This is a genomic window from uncultured Alsobacter sp., from assembly GCF_945952055.1.
Lineage (GTDB): Bacteria > Pseudomonadota > Alphaproteobacteria > Rhizobiales > Beijerinckiaceae > Alsobacter.
This window is the reverse complement of record NZ_CAMFHB010000011.1, coordinates 107,935-122,695: the sequence shown is the minus strand read 5'-3', so window position 1 is coordinate 122,695 and position 14,761 is coordinate 107,935. Positions and strand designations below refer to the sequence as shown.

General features: G+C 67.9%; 11 protein-coding genes. 5 read left to right on the top strand and 6 right to left on the bottom strand.

What is annotated here, in order from left to right; translation table 11 throughout:
* Positions 1–109: 109 nt before the first annotated feature.
* Entirely contained in the window at positions 110–3,442 is a 3,333-nt protein-coding gene (gene carB / locus Q0Q47_RS11095) for a carbamoyl-phosphate synthase large subunit (RefSeq protein WP_293858914.1), read from the bottom strand.
* 383 nt (positions 3,443–3,825) lie between these two features.
* On the opposite strand from carB, the gene Q0Q47_RS11090 reads away from it, so the two are divergent.
* Positions 3,826–4,569 carry an outer membrane beta-barrel protein gene (locus Q0Q47_RS11090; RefSeq protein ID WP_293858911.1) on the top strand — a complete coding sequence of 248 codons (744 nt, stop codon included), beginning with the start codon at positions 3,826–3,828 and terminating at the stop codon, positions 4,567–4,569.
* A 131-nt stretch (positions 4,570–4,700) separates the two neighbouring features.
* Positions 4,701–5,090: a GtrA family protein gene (locus tag Q0Q47_RS11085; RefSeq protein ID WP_293858908.1), complete on the top strand. Its 390-nt coding sequence runs from the start codon at positions 4,701–4,703 to the stop codon at positions 5,088–5,090.
* Positions 5,091–5,107: 17 nt separating this feature from the next.
* Here the strand turns inward: Q0Q47_RS11085 and Q0Q47_RS11080 are convergent, their stop codons facing one another.
* The 3 genes from Q0Q47_RS11080 to carA all read right to left on the bottom strand — a co-directional run bounded on the left by Q0Q47_RS11080 (position 5,108) and on the right by carA (position 7,537).
* Positions 5,108–5,806 carry a class I SAM-dependent methyltransferase gene (locus tag Q0Q47_RS11080; protein WP_293858905.1) on the bottom strand — a complete coding sequence of 233 codons (699 nt, stop codon included), beginning with the start codon at positions 5,804–5,806 and terminating at the stop codon, positions 5,108–5,110.
* A gap of 62 nt (positions 5,807–5,868) precedes the next feature.
* A complete protein-coding gene (locus Q0Q47_RS11075; RefSeq protein ID WP_293858901.1) occupies positions 5,869–6,192 on the bottom strand; it encodes a c-type cytochrome in 324 nt (107 codons plus the stop codon).
* Between the two features lie 127 nt (positions 6,193–6,319).
* Entirely contained in the window at positions 6,320–7,537 is a 1,218-nt protein-coding gene (gene carA / locus Q0Q47_RS11070; RefSeq protein WP_293858898.1) for a glutamine-hydrolyzing carbamoyl-phosphate synthase small subunit, read from the bottom strand.
* Between the two features lie 223 nt (positions 7,538–7,760).
* Between carA and Q0Q47_RS11065 the strand changes: the two genes are divergently transcribed.
* Positions 7,761–8,213 carry a GatB/YqeY domain-containing protein gene (locus Q0Q47_RS11065; protein WP_293858895.1) on the top strand — a complete coding sequence of 151 codons (453 nt, stop codon included), beginning with the start codon at positions 7,761–7,763 and terminating at the stop codon, positions 8,211–8,213.
* Between the two features lie 158 nt (positions 8,214–8,371).
* Positions 8,372–8,980, top strand: coding sequence for a Uma2 family endonuclease (locus Q0Q47_RS11060; protein ID WP_367278236.1), 609 nt, complete (start codon positions 8,372–8,374; stop codon positions 8,978–8,980).
* 18 nt (positions 8,981–8,998) lie between these two features.
* Here the strand turns inward: Q0Q47_RS11060 and Q0Q47_RS11055 are convergent, their stop codons facing one another.
* Positions 8,999–10,231, bottom strand: a complete 1,233-nt coding sequence (locus Q0Q47_RS11055; RefSeq protein WP_293858889.1) for a DUF1501 domain-containing protein — start codon at positions 10,229–10,231, stop codon at positions 8,999–9,001.
* An 8-nt stretch (positions 10,232–10,239) separates the two neighbouring features.
* Positions 10,240–11,706 (bottom strand): DUF1800 family protein, encoded by a 1,467-nt coding sequence (locus Q0Q47_RS11050; RefSeq protein WP_293858886.1) that lies wholly within the window; start codon positions 11,704–11,706, stop codon positions 10,240–10,242.
* 333 nt (positions 11,707–12,039) lie between these two features.
* Here Q0Q47_RS11050 and uvrB point away from each other — a divergent pair, with 333 nt between their 5' ends.
* A complete protein-coding gene (gene uvrB, locus Q0Q47_RS11045) occupies positions 12,040–14,760 on the top strand; it encodes an excinuclease ABC subunit UvrB (RefSeq protein WP_293858883.1) in 2,721 nt (906 codons plus the stop codon).
* The last annotated feature ends 1 nt before the right edge of the window (position 14,761 follow it).

Sequence of the window (14,761 nt, the reverse complement as noted above, 5' to 3'; positions counted from 1 at the left end):
CATCCGTCTCAGCTCGTTCAAACGACGCGAAAGCCAGCATGGGCCTGGAGCCGGGCCCACCCTGGCGACGCGTCGTCGGGCAACAGAAACTCGGCGCGCGACCCTGGGTTCAGTCGCGCACCCCGAAATAGTCCTGCAGCGCCCGCACTTCCAGATCCCCGCCCGAATAGGCCTTGATCCCCTGCGCCGCTGCGACTGCACCTGCTAGCGTGGTGTAATACGGCACCTTATGCAAGAGGGCTGCCCGGCGCAGGGAGCGACTGTCGGTGAGCGCCTGCTTGCCTTCGGTGGTGTTGAAGACGAGCTGGATTCCGCCGTTCTTGATCGCGTCGACGACGTGCGGCCGGCCTTCGAGCACCTTGTTGATCTTGGCCGCCTTGACGCCATTTTCCTCGAGGAAGCGCTGGGTCCCGCTGGTGGCAACGATCTGGAAACCAAGATCGGCCAACACGCGCATGCTCGGCAGGATCCGCGTCTTGTCGTCGTCGCGCATGGAGACGAAGACGGTTCCGGATTTCGGCACCTTCGTGCCGCCGCCGAGCTGGCTCTTGGCGAAGGCCACGCCGAACGAGCTGTCGAGGCCCATGACCTCGCCCGTGGAGCGCATTTCCGGCCCCAGCAGGACGTCCACGCCGGGGAACCGCGCGAAGGGGAACACGGCCTCCTTCACGCCGATGTGGTCGAGCGTCTTCGCCTTCAGACCGAAGCTCGGAAGCTTCTCGCCGGCCATGATCCGCGAGGCGATCTTGGCGATGGGCTCACCGACCACCTTGGCCACGAACGGCACCGTCCGCGAGGCGCGCGGGTTCACCTCGAGGACGTAGATCTCTCCGTCCTTGATGGCGTACTGCACGTTCATCAGACCGCCCACGTCCAGGGCCAGGGCGAGCTCACGGGTCTGGCGCTCCAGTTCCGCGATCATCTCGGGCTTCAGCGAATGGGGCGGCAGGGCGCAGGCCGAGTCGCCCGAATGGATGCCCGCCTCCTCGATGTGCTCCATGATGCCGGCGATGAACACGTCCTTGCCGTCGCTCAGGCAGTCGACGTCGACCTCGATCGCGTCGGACAGGTAGCGGTCGAACAGGAGCGGGTTCTTGCCCAGCACCATGTTGATCTGGCCCGTCTTGTCGTTGGGGTAGCGGGCCTTCACGTCGTTGGGCACCAGCTCCGGCAGCGTGCCGAGCAGGTAGCGATCGAACGTCGCCTCGTCGTGGATGATCTCCATGGCCCGGCCACCGAGCACGTAGGAAGGACGCACGACGAGCGGCAGCCCCAGGTCCTGCATCACCAGGCGGCTCTGCTCGACCGAGTAGGCGATCCCGTTCTGCGGCTGCTTCAGGCCCAGCTTGTCGAGGAGCCGCTTGAAGCGGTCGCGATCCTCGGCGAGGTCGATGGCGTCCGGCGAGGTTCCCAGGATCGGGATGCCGGCGCTCTCCAGGGCCTTGGCGAGCTTGAGCGGTGTCTGGCCGCCGAACTGCACGATGACGCCGAGAAGCGTGCCGTTCTCCTTCTCCTTGTGAAGGATTTCGATGACGTCCTCGGCCGTCAGCGGCTCGAAATAGAGCCGGTCGGAGGTGTCGTAGTCGGTCGACACCGTTTCCGGGTTGCAGTTGACCATGATGGTCTCGAAGCCCGCGTCCGACAGCGCGAAGCAGGCGTGGCAGCAGCAGTAGTCGAACTCGATGCCCTGCCCGATGCGGTTCGGCCCGCCGCCCAGGATGACGATCTTCTTGCGATCGCTCGGGCGCGCCTCGTCGGCGAGGCCGCCCGCGAAGGGCGGCGCATAGGTCGAGTACATGTAGGCCGTCGGCGAGGCGAACTCGGCGGCGCAGGTGTCGATCCGCTTGAACACCGGGCGCACGTCGAGCGCGCGGCGCCGCTTCGTCACCTCGGCCTCGGAGAGCTTGGCGAGCACCGCGAGGCGCGCGTCGGAGAAGCCCATGCTCTTCAGCTGCCGGAAGGCCCCCGCCGTCGTCGGCAGGCCGAGGGCCTTCACCTTGTCCTCGACCTCGACGATCGCGGCGATCTGGTTCAGGAACCACTTGTCGATCTTGCAGGCCTGGTAGACCTGCTCGACGTCGAAGCCGAGCCGCATCGCCTGCACGACCTTGAGGAGCCGGTCGGGCGTGGGGGTGCCAAGCGCCGCGCGGATGGCGTTCTTGTCGTCGCCCTGGCCCAGACCCTCGATCTCGATCTCGTCGAGGCCGGTGAGGCCCGTCTCGAGCGAGCGCAGCGCCTTCTGCAGGGATTCCTGGAAGGTCCTGCCGATGGCCATCGCCTCGCCCACCGACTTCATGGAGGTGGTGAGCGTGTGCTCGGCGCCCGGGAATTTCTCGAAGGCGAAGCGCGGGATCTTGGTGACGATGTAGTCGATCGTCGGTTCGAACGAGGCCGGCGTCGCGCCGCCCGTGATGTCGTTGGCGATCTCGTCGAGGGTGTAGCCGACGGCGAGCTTGGCCGCGACCTTGGCGATCGGGAAGCCCGTCGCCTTGGAGGCCAGCGCCGAGGAGCGCGACACGCGCGGGTTCATCTCGATGACGATCATGCGGCCGTTCTCGGGATTGACCGCGAACTGCACGTTGGATCCGCCCGTCTCGACGCCGATTTCGCGCAGCACCGCCAGCGAGGCGTCGCGCATGATCTGGTATTCCTTGTCGGTCAGCGTCAGCGCCGGCGCGATGGTGATGCTGTCGCCCGTGTGGACGCCCATCGGGTCGATGTTCTCGATGGAGCAGACGATGATGCAGTTGTCCGCCTTGTCGCGGACGACCTCCATCTCGAACTCCTTCCAGCCGAGCACGCTCTCCTCGATCAGCACCTCGTTGGTGGGCGAGGCGTCGATGCCGCGCTCGACGATCTCGATGAACTCGGCCTTGTTGTAGGCGATGCCGCCGCCGGTCCCGCCCATCGTGAAGGACGGCCGGATGATGGCCGGCAGGCCGATGTCGTTGAGCGCGTCGAGCGCGCCGGCCAGCGTCTTGATCTGGTGGGAGCGCGGCGTTTCGAGACCGATCTTGGTCATCGCGTTGCGGAAAAGCTCGCGATCCTCCGCCTTGTCGATCGCCTCCGCCGTGGCGCCGATCATCTCCACGTCGAACTGTTCGAGCGTGCCCATCTTCTTGAGCGACAGCGCGCAGTTGAGGGCCGTCTGACCGCCCATGGTGGGCAGCAGCGCGAAGCCGCCGGGGACCGCGTGGCGCTCCTTCTCGATGATCTTGGCCACGATCTCGGGCGTGATCGGCTCGATATAGGTTCGATCCGCCATGTTCGGATCGGTCATGATCGTCGCGGGGTTCGAATTGACCAGGACGATGCGGTACCCCTCCTCCTTCAGCGCCTTGACCGCCTGCGTGCCCGAATAATCGAACTCGCATGCCTGGCCGATCACGATGGGACCGGCGCCGACGATGAGGATGGTGGAAATGTCTGTCCGCTTCGGCATGTCGCTCTTCGTATCCTGTCTTGCCCGGCGCCGGAGGGGCGCACCGCCCGGCCGCAGCAGCGGTCGTCCGGTCTGACGCAGCGCGCCGGGGTACAAAAAAGGGCCGCTGCCGGCCCTGCAGCGCGCCGATGCATCCCGCCCTGCCCTCTCGGACCCGGCTGGAGACGACGCGCCATGACTTCGTGCTGAAGTCGCGATGTCCTAGACGAGAATCGGGAGTGAGAAAAGCGGAAACGGCACGGCCCCTGCTGGAGGCCTGTGAGCTCATACAACCTCCCGAGGCGGTGGAATTGCGGCAAACGCAACCACCGCACCGTTTCGGTGGCCTCGATCATGGGGAATCCTGCTCCGGCTTGCCCACCGCATCCCGAAGGATCGTTCTCATGACGCCGCGACACCTCGCGTGGGCGACAGCCCTGGCATGCCTCCTGCCCATCACGGTTCAGGGAGCGGACCTGCCGACAGGGCCAATTCCGCCGACCGTGCCGCCCGACGACGTGTTCTTCTGGGAGGGACCCTATGCGGGCGTCCATGCCAGCCTAATGCTGGACGCGAGCCGCCTCGACTACAGCTGGTTCGTGAGCGGCATGGCGGCCGCCGAGCCGTATGCGGCGAAGGTGAACCGCAGTTCGTTCGGCGGCGGGCTCTACGGGGGGTGGAACCGCAGCTTCGGGAGCATCGTCACCGGCGTCGAGGTCGACGCCACGCTGCGCAGCGGATCCGTCGACTCGAACCTGACCGGACCCGGCGGCACCCTGAAGATGCGCTATTCCAACGATGTCAGTGGCAGCGCGCGGGCGCGCGCCGGCTACGCGTTCGGCCGGCTCCTGGTGTTCGGCACGTTGGGCATCGCCTACGGCCAGCCCCGCATGCGTTCCGTCAACGGGACCTACGACCCGCCGCCGGACGGCAACACGATCGGCTGGGCGGCCGGCCTGGGGCTCGACTACGCCATCACCGAACACGCCATCGCCCGGATCGAGTATCTCCACATGGACTTCGGATCCCGCAGCCGCACCCGGGCGGCGACCTTGACGGTGGATGGCGTGACCACGGCGGGCAGCGATCACGACCGCTTCCGGGCGAGCCAGGACCTGGTGAGGGCGGGCCTGGCCTACAAGTTCTGAGCGGGAGGCCGGCCAGCGCGGCCGAAGGCGCCGTCATCCGGCGGCCGCGTGAGCGCGATTTCAGGGCCGCCGCGTGCTTTCTGCGAAAAAGCCGGTTTCCACCTTTTCGCAGCATGCTCTAGCAATGCGGAATGTCCGCGCTGCATCTCGCCCGCCAGTTCACCGCCTTTTTCGGGGTCGGCCTCGTGGCCGCCGTGGTCCACTACGGCACGCTCATCGGCCTGGTGGAGGGCGCCCAAACCACGCCCGTCCCGGCGACGCTCGCGGGCTACGTGCTCGGCGGGATCGTGTCCTACGTCCTGAACCGCCGTTTCGCCTTCGAGAGCGATCGCCCCCACAGCGAGGCCACGTGGCGCTTCGCGCTGGTGGCCGGCGTGGGCTTCGTCCTGACGGGCCTCCTCATGGCGTTCCTCAACGGAAAGCTTGGCCTGCCGTACCTGCCGGCACAGGTCGTGACGACGGGCATCGTCATGGTGTGGAGCTTCGCCGCCAACCGCTGGTGGACCTTCCGTCCGGCCTGAGCCGCCCGCGTCCCCGATCAGCCGTCCTTCAGGCCGACGATGGTCATGCGCGCCTGGTTGTGGCCGATGTTCGGTCGGCGGCGGGAGGCGGTGAAGCCGGCGGCTTCGACGATGGAGAGGATGTCGCTCTCCTCGTACGTCGACAGGCCGAGCTGCGCGCGCAGGTTGCGATAGTCCGAGAAGAAGGTGCGCACGAGACCGGCGACGGCTCCCGTCAGGAAGCCTCCCTCCCAGCCGAAGCGCAGGAGGGCCACCGCGTCCGTCAGCGGACTGACGTCGGGCGGGATCACGTCGCCCAGCACCAGGCGTCCCCCCGGCCTGAGCTTGTCGTGCCAGATCGAGAGCCATCGCACCAGGTCGGTGCGCGGCAGGTACTGCAGCAGCGAATTCACGACGACGAGGTCCAGCGTCGCGTCCCGCATCGCCTCGACCTCGGACGGCGTGGCGGTCCGGATGACGGCGTCGCCGGCGAAACGCTGGGCGACGCGGCCCAGCACGGCCGGGGCCGCGTCGCTGAGCCACAGGCGCTTGCAGCGGGCCGCGACGGCGGCGGCTTCCGTCGCTTCGCCGCAACCGAAGTCGAGGACGGTGTCGTCACCCGGACCGACCAGTGCCGCGACGTCGCGTGCGACCAGGCGATCATGCAGCGCCTTGTGCCGATCGTTGACGTAGAGCGCGTGCTCGCCGTTGAAGAAATCCAGCCAGCTCGTCGCCATGCCCGTCCATCTGCCGTTGACGCCCGACAATGCCGTGCCGGTGCGTCGGGTGCAATCGGCAGCTACTTGTTGATGCTCTTCAGGAACGCGAGGAAGTCGTCGATCTCGCGTGGTTCCATGCGGAACTCGGGCATCTCCACGCCCTCATGGCCGACGGTGATCCCTTCGGCCAGAGCCTCCTGCAGGCTGTCGATCGGATAGCGCTGCGAGAGCGTCCGAAACGGCGGGGACTTGGGGTTGGGGCTGTCGCCCGTGGTCCCGATCGCGTGGCAAATCGCGCATTTCTTCTCGGCGAGGTCCTTGCCCCGGGCGGGGACCCCGGCGGCGAACGCCGGCGCGGTCCCTGCAAGGAGGGCAAGAACGATCAAGGCGTGTCTGTCGAGCATGAGGGAACTCCGGCGCGAGAATGCGCAGAACGGGCAGCGAATCGGGGGATGGCCGATGCTACGCCCCCGCTCGCCGGGTTCAACAACCGCTCTCTCGCGCCGCGAGTTCCGCGGACCTGTCCGCGCCTCAGGCGCGGGCGGCCTTGCGCTCCTCGATCATCCCGACGAACCGGTCGAACAGATAGTGGCTGTCCTGCGGGCCGGGCGAGGCCTCGGGATGGTGCTGGACCGAGAAGGCCGGCCGATCCGTCAGCGCGATGCCGCAGTTCGAGCCGTCGAACAGGGAGACATGCGTCTCCTTGGCGTTCGCCGGCAGGCTGTCGCGGTCCACGGCGAAGCCATGGTTCATCGACACGATCTCGACCTTGTTGGTCGTGAAGTCCTTCACCGGGTGGTTCGCGCCGTGGTGGCCCTGGTGCATCTTGCGCGTCTTCGCGCCGACGGCCAGCGCCATCATCTGGTGACCCAGGCAGATGCCGAAGGTCGGGATGCCGCTGTCGAGCACCGCGCGGATCACGGGCACCGAATAGGTGCCGGTCGCCGCGGGGTCGCCGGGGCCGTTCGACAGGAACACGCCATCGGGCGCGAGGGCCATGATCTCCTCGGCCGTCGCCGTCGCCGGAACGACGGTGACCTTGCAGCCGCGATCGGCCAGGAGCCGCAGGATGTTGCGCTTCACGCCGTAGTCGATCGCGACCACGTGGTGGCGGGGCTCCTCGAGCCGGCCGTAGCCACGGCCCAGTTCCCAGCTCGTCTCGTCCCAGGAGAACCGCTGCGAGGACGTCACCATCGGCACGAGGTCGAGACCGTCCATGCTGGGCAGCGCCGCGGCGCGCGCCCGCAGGGCGGCGACGTCGAAGACGCCGTCCGGCGCATGCACGACGACCGCGTTGGGCATGCCCTTCTCGCGGATGAGGGCGGTCAGGGCGCGGGTGTCGAGGCCGGCGATTCCGACGATGCCGCGCGCCTTCAGCCACTGGTCGAAATGGCGCGTGGCGCGCCAGTTGGCGGGCTCGGTGATGACGGTGTGCAGCACGACGCCACGGACCCCGGAGGCAGAGGCCATGTTCACCGTCTCCACGTCTTCCTCGTTGGTGCCGACATTGCCGACATGCGGGAAGGTGAAGGTGACGATCTGTCCGGCATAGGAGGGATCGGTCAGGATCTCCTCGTAGCCCGTCATCGCCGTGTTGAAGCAGACCTCGCCGGGCGCCTCGCCGACGGCGCCGATGCCGGTGCCCTCGAGGACGGTCCCGTCGGCCAGCACCAGAAGGGCCGTCGCGCGGGGGTCTTCCCAGCCGCCACCGAACCCGGCGCCGGCCGCCTGATCTTGAAGCGTTGCCATTTTCGTCCTAGTCCTGCGCCCCGAGCGGATGAAAACCACCCGGTCGAACGGAATCGCCCGGTCGCCCCGGGTCAGCTGGCGCGAACCTATGCGGGCGAGCGGCCAGCGTCAACCGCCGGTACGGATGAAATTCACAAGGTCTTGCAGCCACTTGGCGCAGGACGGCGCATCGCGTGGACGGTCTGGACCGATCGCGTGAGCGCCCAACAGCGAAGGACGAGCCATGCGCGAGCAGTTCACAGCGGGCCTGAAGGACGCGATGAAGACCGGCGACAAGCGCCGCGTTTCCACGATCCGCCTGATCACCGCCGCGCTCAAGGACCGCGACATCGAGGCCCGCGGCGCCGGCAAGGAGCCGCTGTCGGACGAGGACATCCTGGGCCTGCTGCAGAAGATGGTGAAGCAGCGCCAGGAGAGCCTGAAGATCTACGAGGACAACGGCCGTCCCGAGCTCGCTGAGCAGGAGCGCGAGGAGATCGCCATCATCATGGGCTTCATGCCCCAGCAGATGGACGAGGCCGGCGTCTCCGCCGCCATCGACGCGGCCATCGCGTCGACCGGCGCGGCCGGCATGAAGGACATGGGGAAGGTCATGGCGGCCCTCAAGGAGCAGTTCGCCGGGCGCATGGACTTCGGCAAGGCCAGCGCGGCGATCAAGGCCAAGCTGGCTGGCTGAGCCGGACACCGGTCGCCGGCGTGGCCAGTCCGCACCGGCGCGGTGGCTTAAGCACTTGCCGCCCATGCTCTTGGCCTTGGGCAGTTTGCCGGACTTGCAGGGTTGTGCGAGTTCAACCCCCGCTCGCTGGAAGGTCGCCGAGGCTGTATCATAGGCTGATGCCCATGAACCTTCGGGTCCCCGTCCCTGTCCGTGAAACCCAGGCCGCCGAAGGCCTCCCTCGCCGTGGCTTCACGGTCGAGGAGGTCGAGCGCATGGTGGCCTGCGGCATTCTTCAGGAGGACGAGCGACTCGAACTCATCGGCGGAGAGCTCGTGCCCATGCCTGCCAAGGGGATCCGGCACGAAGTGCTGAAGGCGGCTCTTCTCAGGCATTGGCTGCGAAACGTTCCGGAGCCGTTGCAGGTCGTGCCGGAAACGACGTTCCGCTTGTCCGTCGACACGTTCCTCGAGCCAGACGTCATCGTCTACCGCGCTCCAGTACAGCTTCCCGACATCACCGGCCCCAATATCCTTCTCGCCGTCGAAATCGCGGACTCGACGCTCGGATACGACCTCCAGCGCAAGCCATCCATCTATGCCGCCTTCGGAGTGCGCGAACTCTGGGTCATAGACGCTGTCCGGAGTGTCGTGCACGTCCACCGCGAGCCGGGTGACGGCGGATTTTCGCGCGTCACCGTCGCGCAGGCCGATGCGACCTTGGCAGGGCATCTCGTGCCCGAGTTGCCGCTTCGGCTCGATGCCCTTGCACTCGACTGGAAGGGCTGACTGGCCGCAGCCAGGCCGCTATCCCAACAGCCCCTTCAGCGGGGCCACGCCCATCGAATCCGGGAAGACCGTGCTGCCCAGCACCGCGGGCGATAGGCCCAGGTGATCCGCCAGTAGCCCCTTGGCCACGGCACGCAGGTCCGTCGTCGGCTTCAGGTCACGGTTCTCGTGGAGATTGGCGCTCTTCAGGCCTGGCCAGTCGGTGACGATGCGCCCGCCCTTCACCGCGCCGCCGGCGAGGAAAGCCACCGTTCCGGTGCCATGGTCTGTGCCGACGGTGCCGTTGATGCGGGCCGTGCGCCCGAACTCGGTGACCACCAGGATGGCGGTCTGGCTCCAGGCCGGTCCCATGCTCTGCTCGAAGATCCCGAGCGCCGCGTCGAGGCCCGACAGAAGGGTCGCCAGGCGTCCGGTGGCGCCGCCTTCGTTGGCATGGGTGTCCCATCCGTCGAAGGCCAGCGCGGCGAGGCGCGGGCCGTCGTCGCGGGCGAGCAGGCGCGCCGTTCCCGCCGCCATCTGCTTCATGCCCTCCACCGAATCCGGTCCGCCACGCGGTCGTGCCGCGTCGCCGGACATGCCGGACTCCGAGGCCATGCGGTTCGTGTCGAGGCCCTTTGAGAGGGCCTCGCCGAGCACGGGGTCCTGGTGGCGGTAGAGATCGAGCACGCGGCCCGCCAGATCGCCATCCGCTTTCTGGATGGCCTGCGGAGCCCAGCCAAGGACGGGGGCCTGGCCACGGATGACGAGAGGGCTGAGCGTGCCGACACCGAGGCCGCCCCCGGCCGCGACGCGCTCTCCTTTCGGCAGAGCCAGGAGCGCCCGGTTCAGCCAGCCGCTTTCGACGCGGCCCGGGCCGGGCTGGCCGCTTTCCAGCACGTCCTGCCCGTCGAAGTGGGACCGCTCGCGGTAGTTGGTCGCGACGGCGTGAACCACGAGTGCCTGGTTGGCCCGGTAGAGCCTGGCCAGCACCGGCATCGCCGGGTGCAGGCCGAAGAAGCCGTCGAGCATCTGGACGGCGTTGTCGCCGGTCTTGGCGAGAGCGATCGACGCGCGAAGTGCCTCATAGTCGGGATCGCCGATCGGCGCCACGGCCGAAAGGCCGTCGAGTGCGCCCCTGAGCACGATGGTGACCAGGCGAGGATCGCGACCGTCCGCGGCGTTCGCGAAACGGGGCATGTAGGCCCAGGCGGCCATGGAGCCGCCGACGCCGAGGAGGGCGCGGCGGGAGAGGGACGGTGTTTCACACAGCATGGCTGACCTCACCGGCGCTGGAATTCGGGAGACATGAACAGGATCGCGAGGCCCTGCGGTCGGCTCTCGGCGCGGGCGACCGCCTGGCGGGTCTCGGCTGAGGCGACCGGGCCAAGCACGGCGTCCAGAACGTCCTTCGGGTTGCTCTGGCCGAGCTGCCGGCCCCAGAGCGCAGCGAGATCCAGGCGGGCGTCCAGGCCTTCGGGCGATGCCCAGGCCTGGACCCGATCCGACCAGCCGTTGGGCCCGGGCGCCTGCCACAGCGGCTGGCCCAGACCGGCGAGCTGGTTCAGCGTCTGCACCGGGTCGGGAAGCTTCGGCGAGAGGCGCAGGACGGCCGCCACGAACTCGATGGGCGAGCGCATCTTGGTGGCAGGCGGCTCCCAGGCCCCGGGCGCCTCGATCAGCGCGCGCGACACGGCGGCGAGGTCGCCGTCGGTCTCGATGAAGCGCTTGGCCAGCGCGTCGACCAGGGCTTTCGGCGGATCGTCGGCGACGAAATGCTTGGCCAGCTTCCTGGCGACGAACGCCGCCGTCGCGGGGTGACGCGACAGCCCTTCGAGAACGGCGAGGCCCTGCTCGTTCGACGTGGTCTCCGCGTAGGAGACGCCCAGAACGCTGTGCGCCCCGGGCTCGTGACGGCCGGGCGCGAAGCTGAAGCGGCCGCCGTAGACGACGTCCTCGTCCGGGTTGGTGACGTTCCACCCGGTCAGGACGCGGGCAAAGGACGTCACGTCCGCCTGGCTGTAGCCGCCATCGACGCCGAGGGTGTGGAGTTCGAGGATTTCGCGGGCCAGATTTTCGTTCAGCCCGCGTTTGTTGGCCAGGCCGGTGCGGGATTCCGGTCCCGTCGACGCCGGATTGTCGAGGTAGAAGAGCATGGCCGGATGCGTTTCGACGGCCTTCAGCATGTCGGCGAACCGGCCGAGCACGTGCGGCCTGATCGCTTCCCGCTCGAAGGAGCCGGCGATCGAGCGCAGATGCCCACCCTTGGCCACCGACACGGTGAAGTGGTTCATCCAGAACATGACGAGCCGCTCGACGAACGGCGTCTCCGTTTGGGCGAGGCGCTCGAAGCGGGCGCCGGATTCGGCCCGGTAGACCTGGTGCTCGTACGCGAGGGGTGGCGGCGGCGGCTTGGCCGCCGCGGGCTGCGGGCTCTGCGGCGGGGTCGCCATCGCCGTCATGGCACCGGGCTGCGCCATGGCGGGCGTGGGAGCAGGAGCGGACTGCGCCGTCGCGGCGGCCACCATCAGCCGCTCGCGCTCCCGTCCGATCTCCTGCCGTCGATACGAGACATACGCGGCGCTGGTGGCCGGCAGAGCGGGGCCGGACAGCAGGGCAGCGTCGGTTCGGGCCAGCTGGGCCAGCACGGCGCCGCGCGGGTCGCCGGCGATCCGCTGCGGTTCACCCGGTCGGCCGCCGAGGCCGAAGCGGTTGAGCGCGTGCCTCAGGTCGTTTGCGGGGTCGGTCATGTGATCTCCGCGGTGCTTGAACCTGAGCACAAGCATTCCGGGAAACTGTGATCAATTCGAGACCGGAATTCCCGGTATGCGAGCGACAATGTGCGGCAAAAAAGAAAGGAGCCTTTTGCGGAGGCTCCTATCACCGGATGGGCTGGGAAAAAATAAGCTCTTGAAATGACGCCATTTATGTCGCGGCCGGTAACGAGAGCCTTTTCACCTCATTTGAGTGAAATGTATAGCGAAGCTTCAGCCTTCGGTTGATTGTTCGTAATGTAACTCGCAGAAAGTGGCACTGATCCGCCATGGCTTGCCGAGGGGCCTGAGTCGGCCCATCTTCCAGCCATGGCCAAAACACCCTCCAGGACGCCGCGCGAGACCCGCGCGAAGGCGTCGAAACCCGAGCTGAAGCCGCTCGACGAGCACCTTGCCGCGCTTCTCAACCCTGCGATCAACCGTGATCGCGCGTCGGCGCGTGGATTCCAGGAAGGGCCGCAGAGCGGCTACGATGCCGACACGGTCAGGCCCGTCGATACCAAGCTCGCACGCGCCCTCGGCCTGCCGGACGAGCCGGCCGCCGAAGCCCTGTCGCCCGGCAACCGCAAGAGGGACAAGAACCTCTCGCGCGCCGACATCCTGAACGCCGCGCCCAAGCGCGTGCGGCAGGGCAACGTCGCCAGGGACGACGACGAGGACGCGCAGCTCGTCCGCAACGGGCTCACCGGCGCGACGGCCACGGTCGACTCCCTCAAATCGTTGTTGGAGCAGGGCGACCCCAACCTGCGCGAGCAGAAGGTGTGGGCGCCGCACCGCCCCCCACGCCCGGAAAAGTCGGAAGGCGGCATCGCCTTCGATCTCGTGTCCGAGTTCGAGCCGCGCGGCGACCAGCCCACCGCCATCGAAGAACTGGTGTCCGGCGTCGGCAACCACGATCGGGACCAGGTGCTGCTCGGCGTCACCGGCTCGGGCAAGACGTTCACGATGGCGCAGGTCATCGCCCGGACGAACCGCCCTGCCCTCATTCTCGCCCCCAACAAGACGCTGGCGGCCCAGCTCTACGGCGAGTTCAAGAGCTTCTTTCCCAACAACGCGGTCGAGTATTTCGTCAGCTACTACGACTATTACCAGCCGGAAGCCTACGTCCCGCGCACCGACACCTACATCGAGAAGGAAAGCTCGATCAACGAGCAGATCGACCGGATGCGGCACGCGGCGACGCGCGCCCTGCTGGAGCGTGACGACGTGATCATCGTCGCGTCGGTGTCGTGCATCTACGGTATCGGCTCGGTGGAGACCTACACGGCGATGACCTTCGCCATCAAGGCGGGCGAGACGCTGGACCAGCGCCAGCTCCTCGCCGACCTGACCGCGCTCCAGTACCGGCGCTCGCTGGGCGACTTCCAGCGCGGCACCTTCCGGGTGCGCGGCGACGTGGTGGAGATCTTTCCGGCCCACTACGAGGATCGCGCCTGGCGGATCAGCCTGTTCGGCGACGAGGTGGAGTCGATCCAGGAGTTCGACCCTCTCACCGGCACCAAGACCGCCGACCTGGAGTTCGTGAAGATCTACGCGAACTCGCACTACGTCACGCCGAAGCCGACGCTGCAGCAGGCGGTGAAGAGCATCAAGGAAGAGCTCAAGATCCGGCTGGAGGAGCTCTACCGCATGGGCCGCCTGCTCGAGGCACAGCGCCTGGAACAGCGCACCACCTTCGATCTCGAGATGCTGGAGTCGACCGGGTCGTGCGCCGGCATCGAGAACTATTCGCGCTACCTGACCGGCCGCAAGCCCGGCGAGCCGCCGCCGACCCTGTTCGAATACCTGCCGGACAACGCCCTCGTCTTCACCGACGAGAGCCACGTCACGGTGCCGCAGATCGGCGGCATGTATCGCGGCGACTTCCGGCGCAAGGCCACGCTGGCGGAGTACGGCTTCCGCCTGCCCTCCTGCATGGACAACCGCCCCCTCCGCTTCGAGGAGTGGGACGCCATGCGCCCGCAGACCGTGCACGTGTCGGCGACGCCGGGCTCCTGGGAGATGGAGCGGACCGGCGGCGTCTTCGTCGAACAGGTCATCCGCCCGACCGGCCTGATCGATCCGCAGGTGGACATCCGGCCGGCGCGCGCGCAGGTGGACGACCTTCTCGGCGAGGTGCGCCAGGTGGCCCAGGCGGGCTACCGCACCCTCGTCACGGTGCTCACCAAGCGCATGGCCGAGGACCTGACCGAGTACCTGCACGAGAACGGCGTGCGGGTGCGCTACATGCACTCCGACATCGACACGATCGAGCGCATCGAGATCCTGCGCGACCTGCGGCTCGGCGCCTTCGACGTGCTGGTGGGCATCAACCTGCTGCGCGAGGGCCTCGACATTCCCGAATGCGCGCTGGTGGCCATCCTGGATGCCGACAAGGAAGGCTTCCTGCGATCGGAAACCTCGCTGATCCAGACCATCGGCCGCGCGGCGCGCAACGTCGACGGCCGCGTCATCCTCTATGCCGACCAGATCACCGGCTCGATGGAGCGCGCCATCGCCGAGACCAACCGCCGCCGCGAGAAGCAGCAGCGCTACAATGAGGAGAACGGCATCACGCCTGAAAGCGTGAAGCGCAACATCGGCGACATCCTCGAAAGCGTCTACGAGCGCGACCACGTCCGCGTGGACACCGGCGTGGCGAAGGAGGGCCAGCTCGTCGGCCACAACATGAAGGCGACCCTCGCCGATCTGGAGAAGCGCATGCGCGAGGCGGCCGCCAATCTCGAGTTCGAGACGGCCGCGCGGCTGCGCGACGAGATCAAGCGCCTGCAGGCCACCGAACTCGCGATCGCCGACGATCCGCTCGCGACCCAGTCGGAGGTGGACGACAAGACGGGCGGCTACCGCGGACCCCGCAAATACGGCGATGCCGCCAACATGCCCGAGACACGCGCCCGCAAACCGTCGCTGGACGAGATGGGCCCGCACAATCTGGGCGGCGGCACGGGTCGGCCGCTAGGCGCCACCGAGGCGGCGCGCAGCAAGGCGGGCCGGCCGGGCACGCGGACCTTCAGAGGAAAGAAGGGCTGAG

What these genes read in the sequence shown, in the direction of transcription:
- carA (WP_293858898.1), bottom strand. Translation starts at nt 7,537, where the DNA reads ATGGCAACGCTTCAAGATCAGGCGGCCGGCGCCGGGTTCGGTGGCGGC.
- Q0Q47_RS11060 (WP_367278236.1), top strand. Translation starts at nt 8,372, where the DNA reads ATGCCCATGAACCTTCGGGTCCCCGTCCCTGTCCGTGAAACCCAGGCC.
- Q0Q47_RS11090 (WP_293858911.1), top strand. Translation starts at nt 3,826, where the DNA reads ATGACGCCGCGACACCTCGCGTGGGCGACAGCCCTGGCATGCCTCCTG.
- Q0Q47_RS11065 (WP_293858895.1), top strand. Translation starts at nt 7,761, where the DNA reads ATGCGCGAGCAGTTCACAGCGGGCCTGAAGGACGCGATGAAGACCGGC.
- carB (WP_293858914.1), bottom strand. Translation starts at nt 3,442, where the DNA reads ATGCCGAAGCGGACAGACATTTCCACCATCCTCATCGTCGGCGCCGGT.
- Q0Q47_RS11050 (WP_293858886.1), bottom strand. Translation starts at nt 11,706, where the DNA reads ATGACCGACCCCGCAAACGACCTGAGGCACGCGCTCAACCGCTTCGGC.
- Q0Q47_RS11055 (WP_293858889.1), bottom strand. Translation starts at nt 10,231, where the DNA reads ATGCTGTGTGAAACACCGTCCCTCTCCCGCCGCGCCCTCCTCGGCGTC.
- Q0Q47_RS11080 (WP_293858905.1), bottom strand. Translation starts at nt 5,806, where the DNA reads ATGGCGACGAGCTGGCTGGATTTCTTCAACGGCGAGCACGCGCTCTAC.
- Q0Q47_RS11075 (WP_293858901.1), bottom strand. Translation starts at nt 6,192, where the DNA reads ATGCTCGACAGACACGCCTTGATCGTTCTTGCCCTCCTTGCAGGGACC.
- uvrB (WP_293858883.1), top strand. Translation starts at nt 12,040, where the DNA reads ATGGCCAAAACACCCTCCAGGACGCCGCGCGAGACCCGCGCGAAGGCG.
- Q0Q47_RS11085 (WP_293858908.1), top strand. Translation starts at nt 4,701, where the DNA reads ATGTCCGCGCTGCATCTCGCCCGCCAGTTCACCGCCTTTTTCGGGGTC.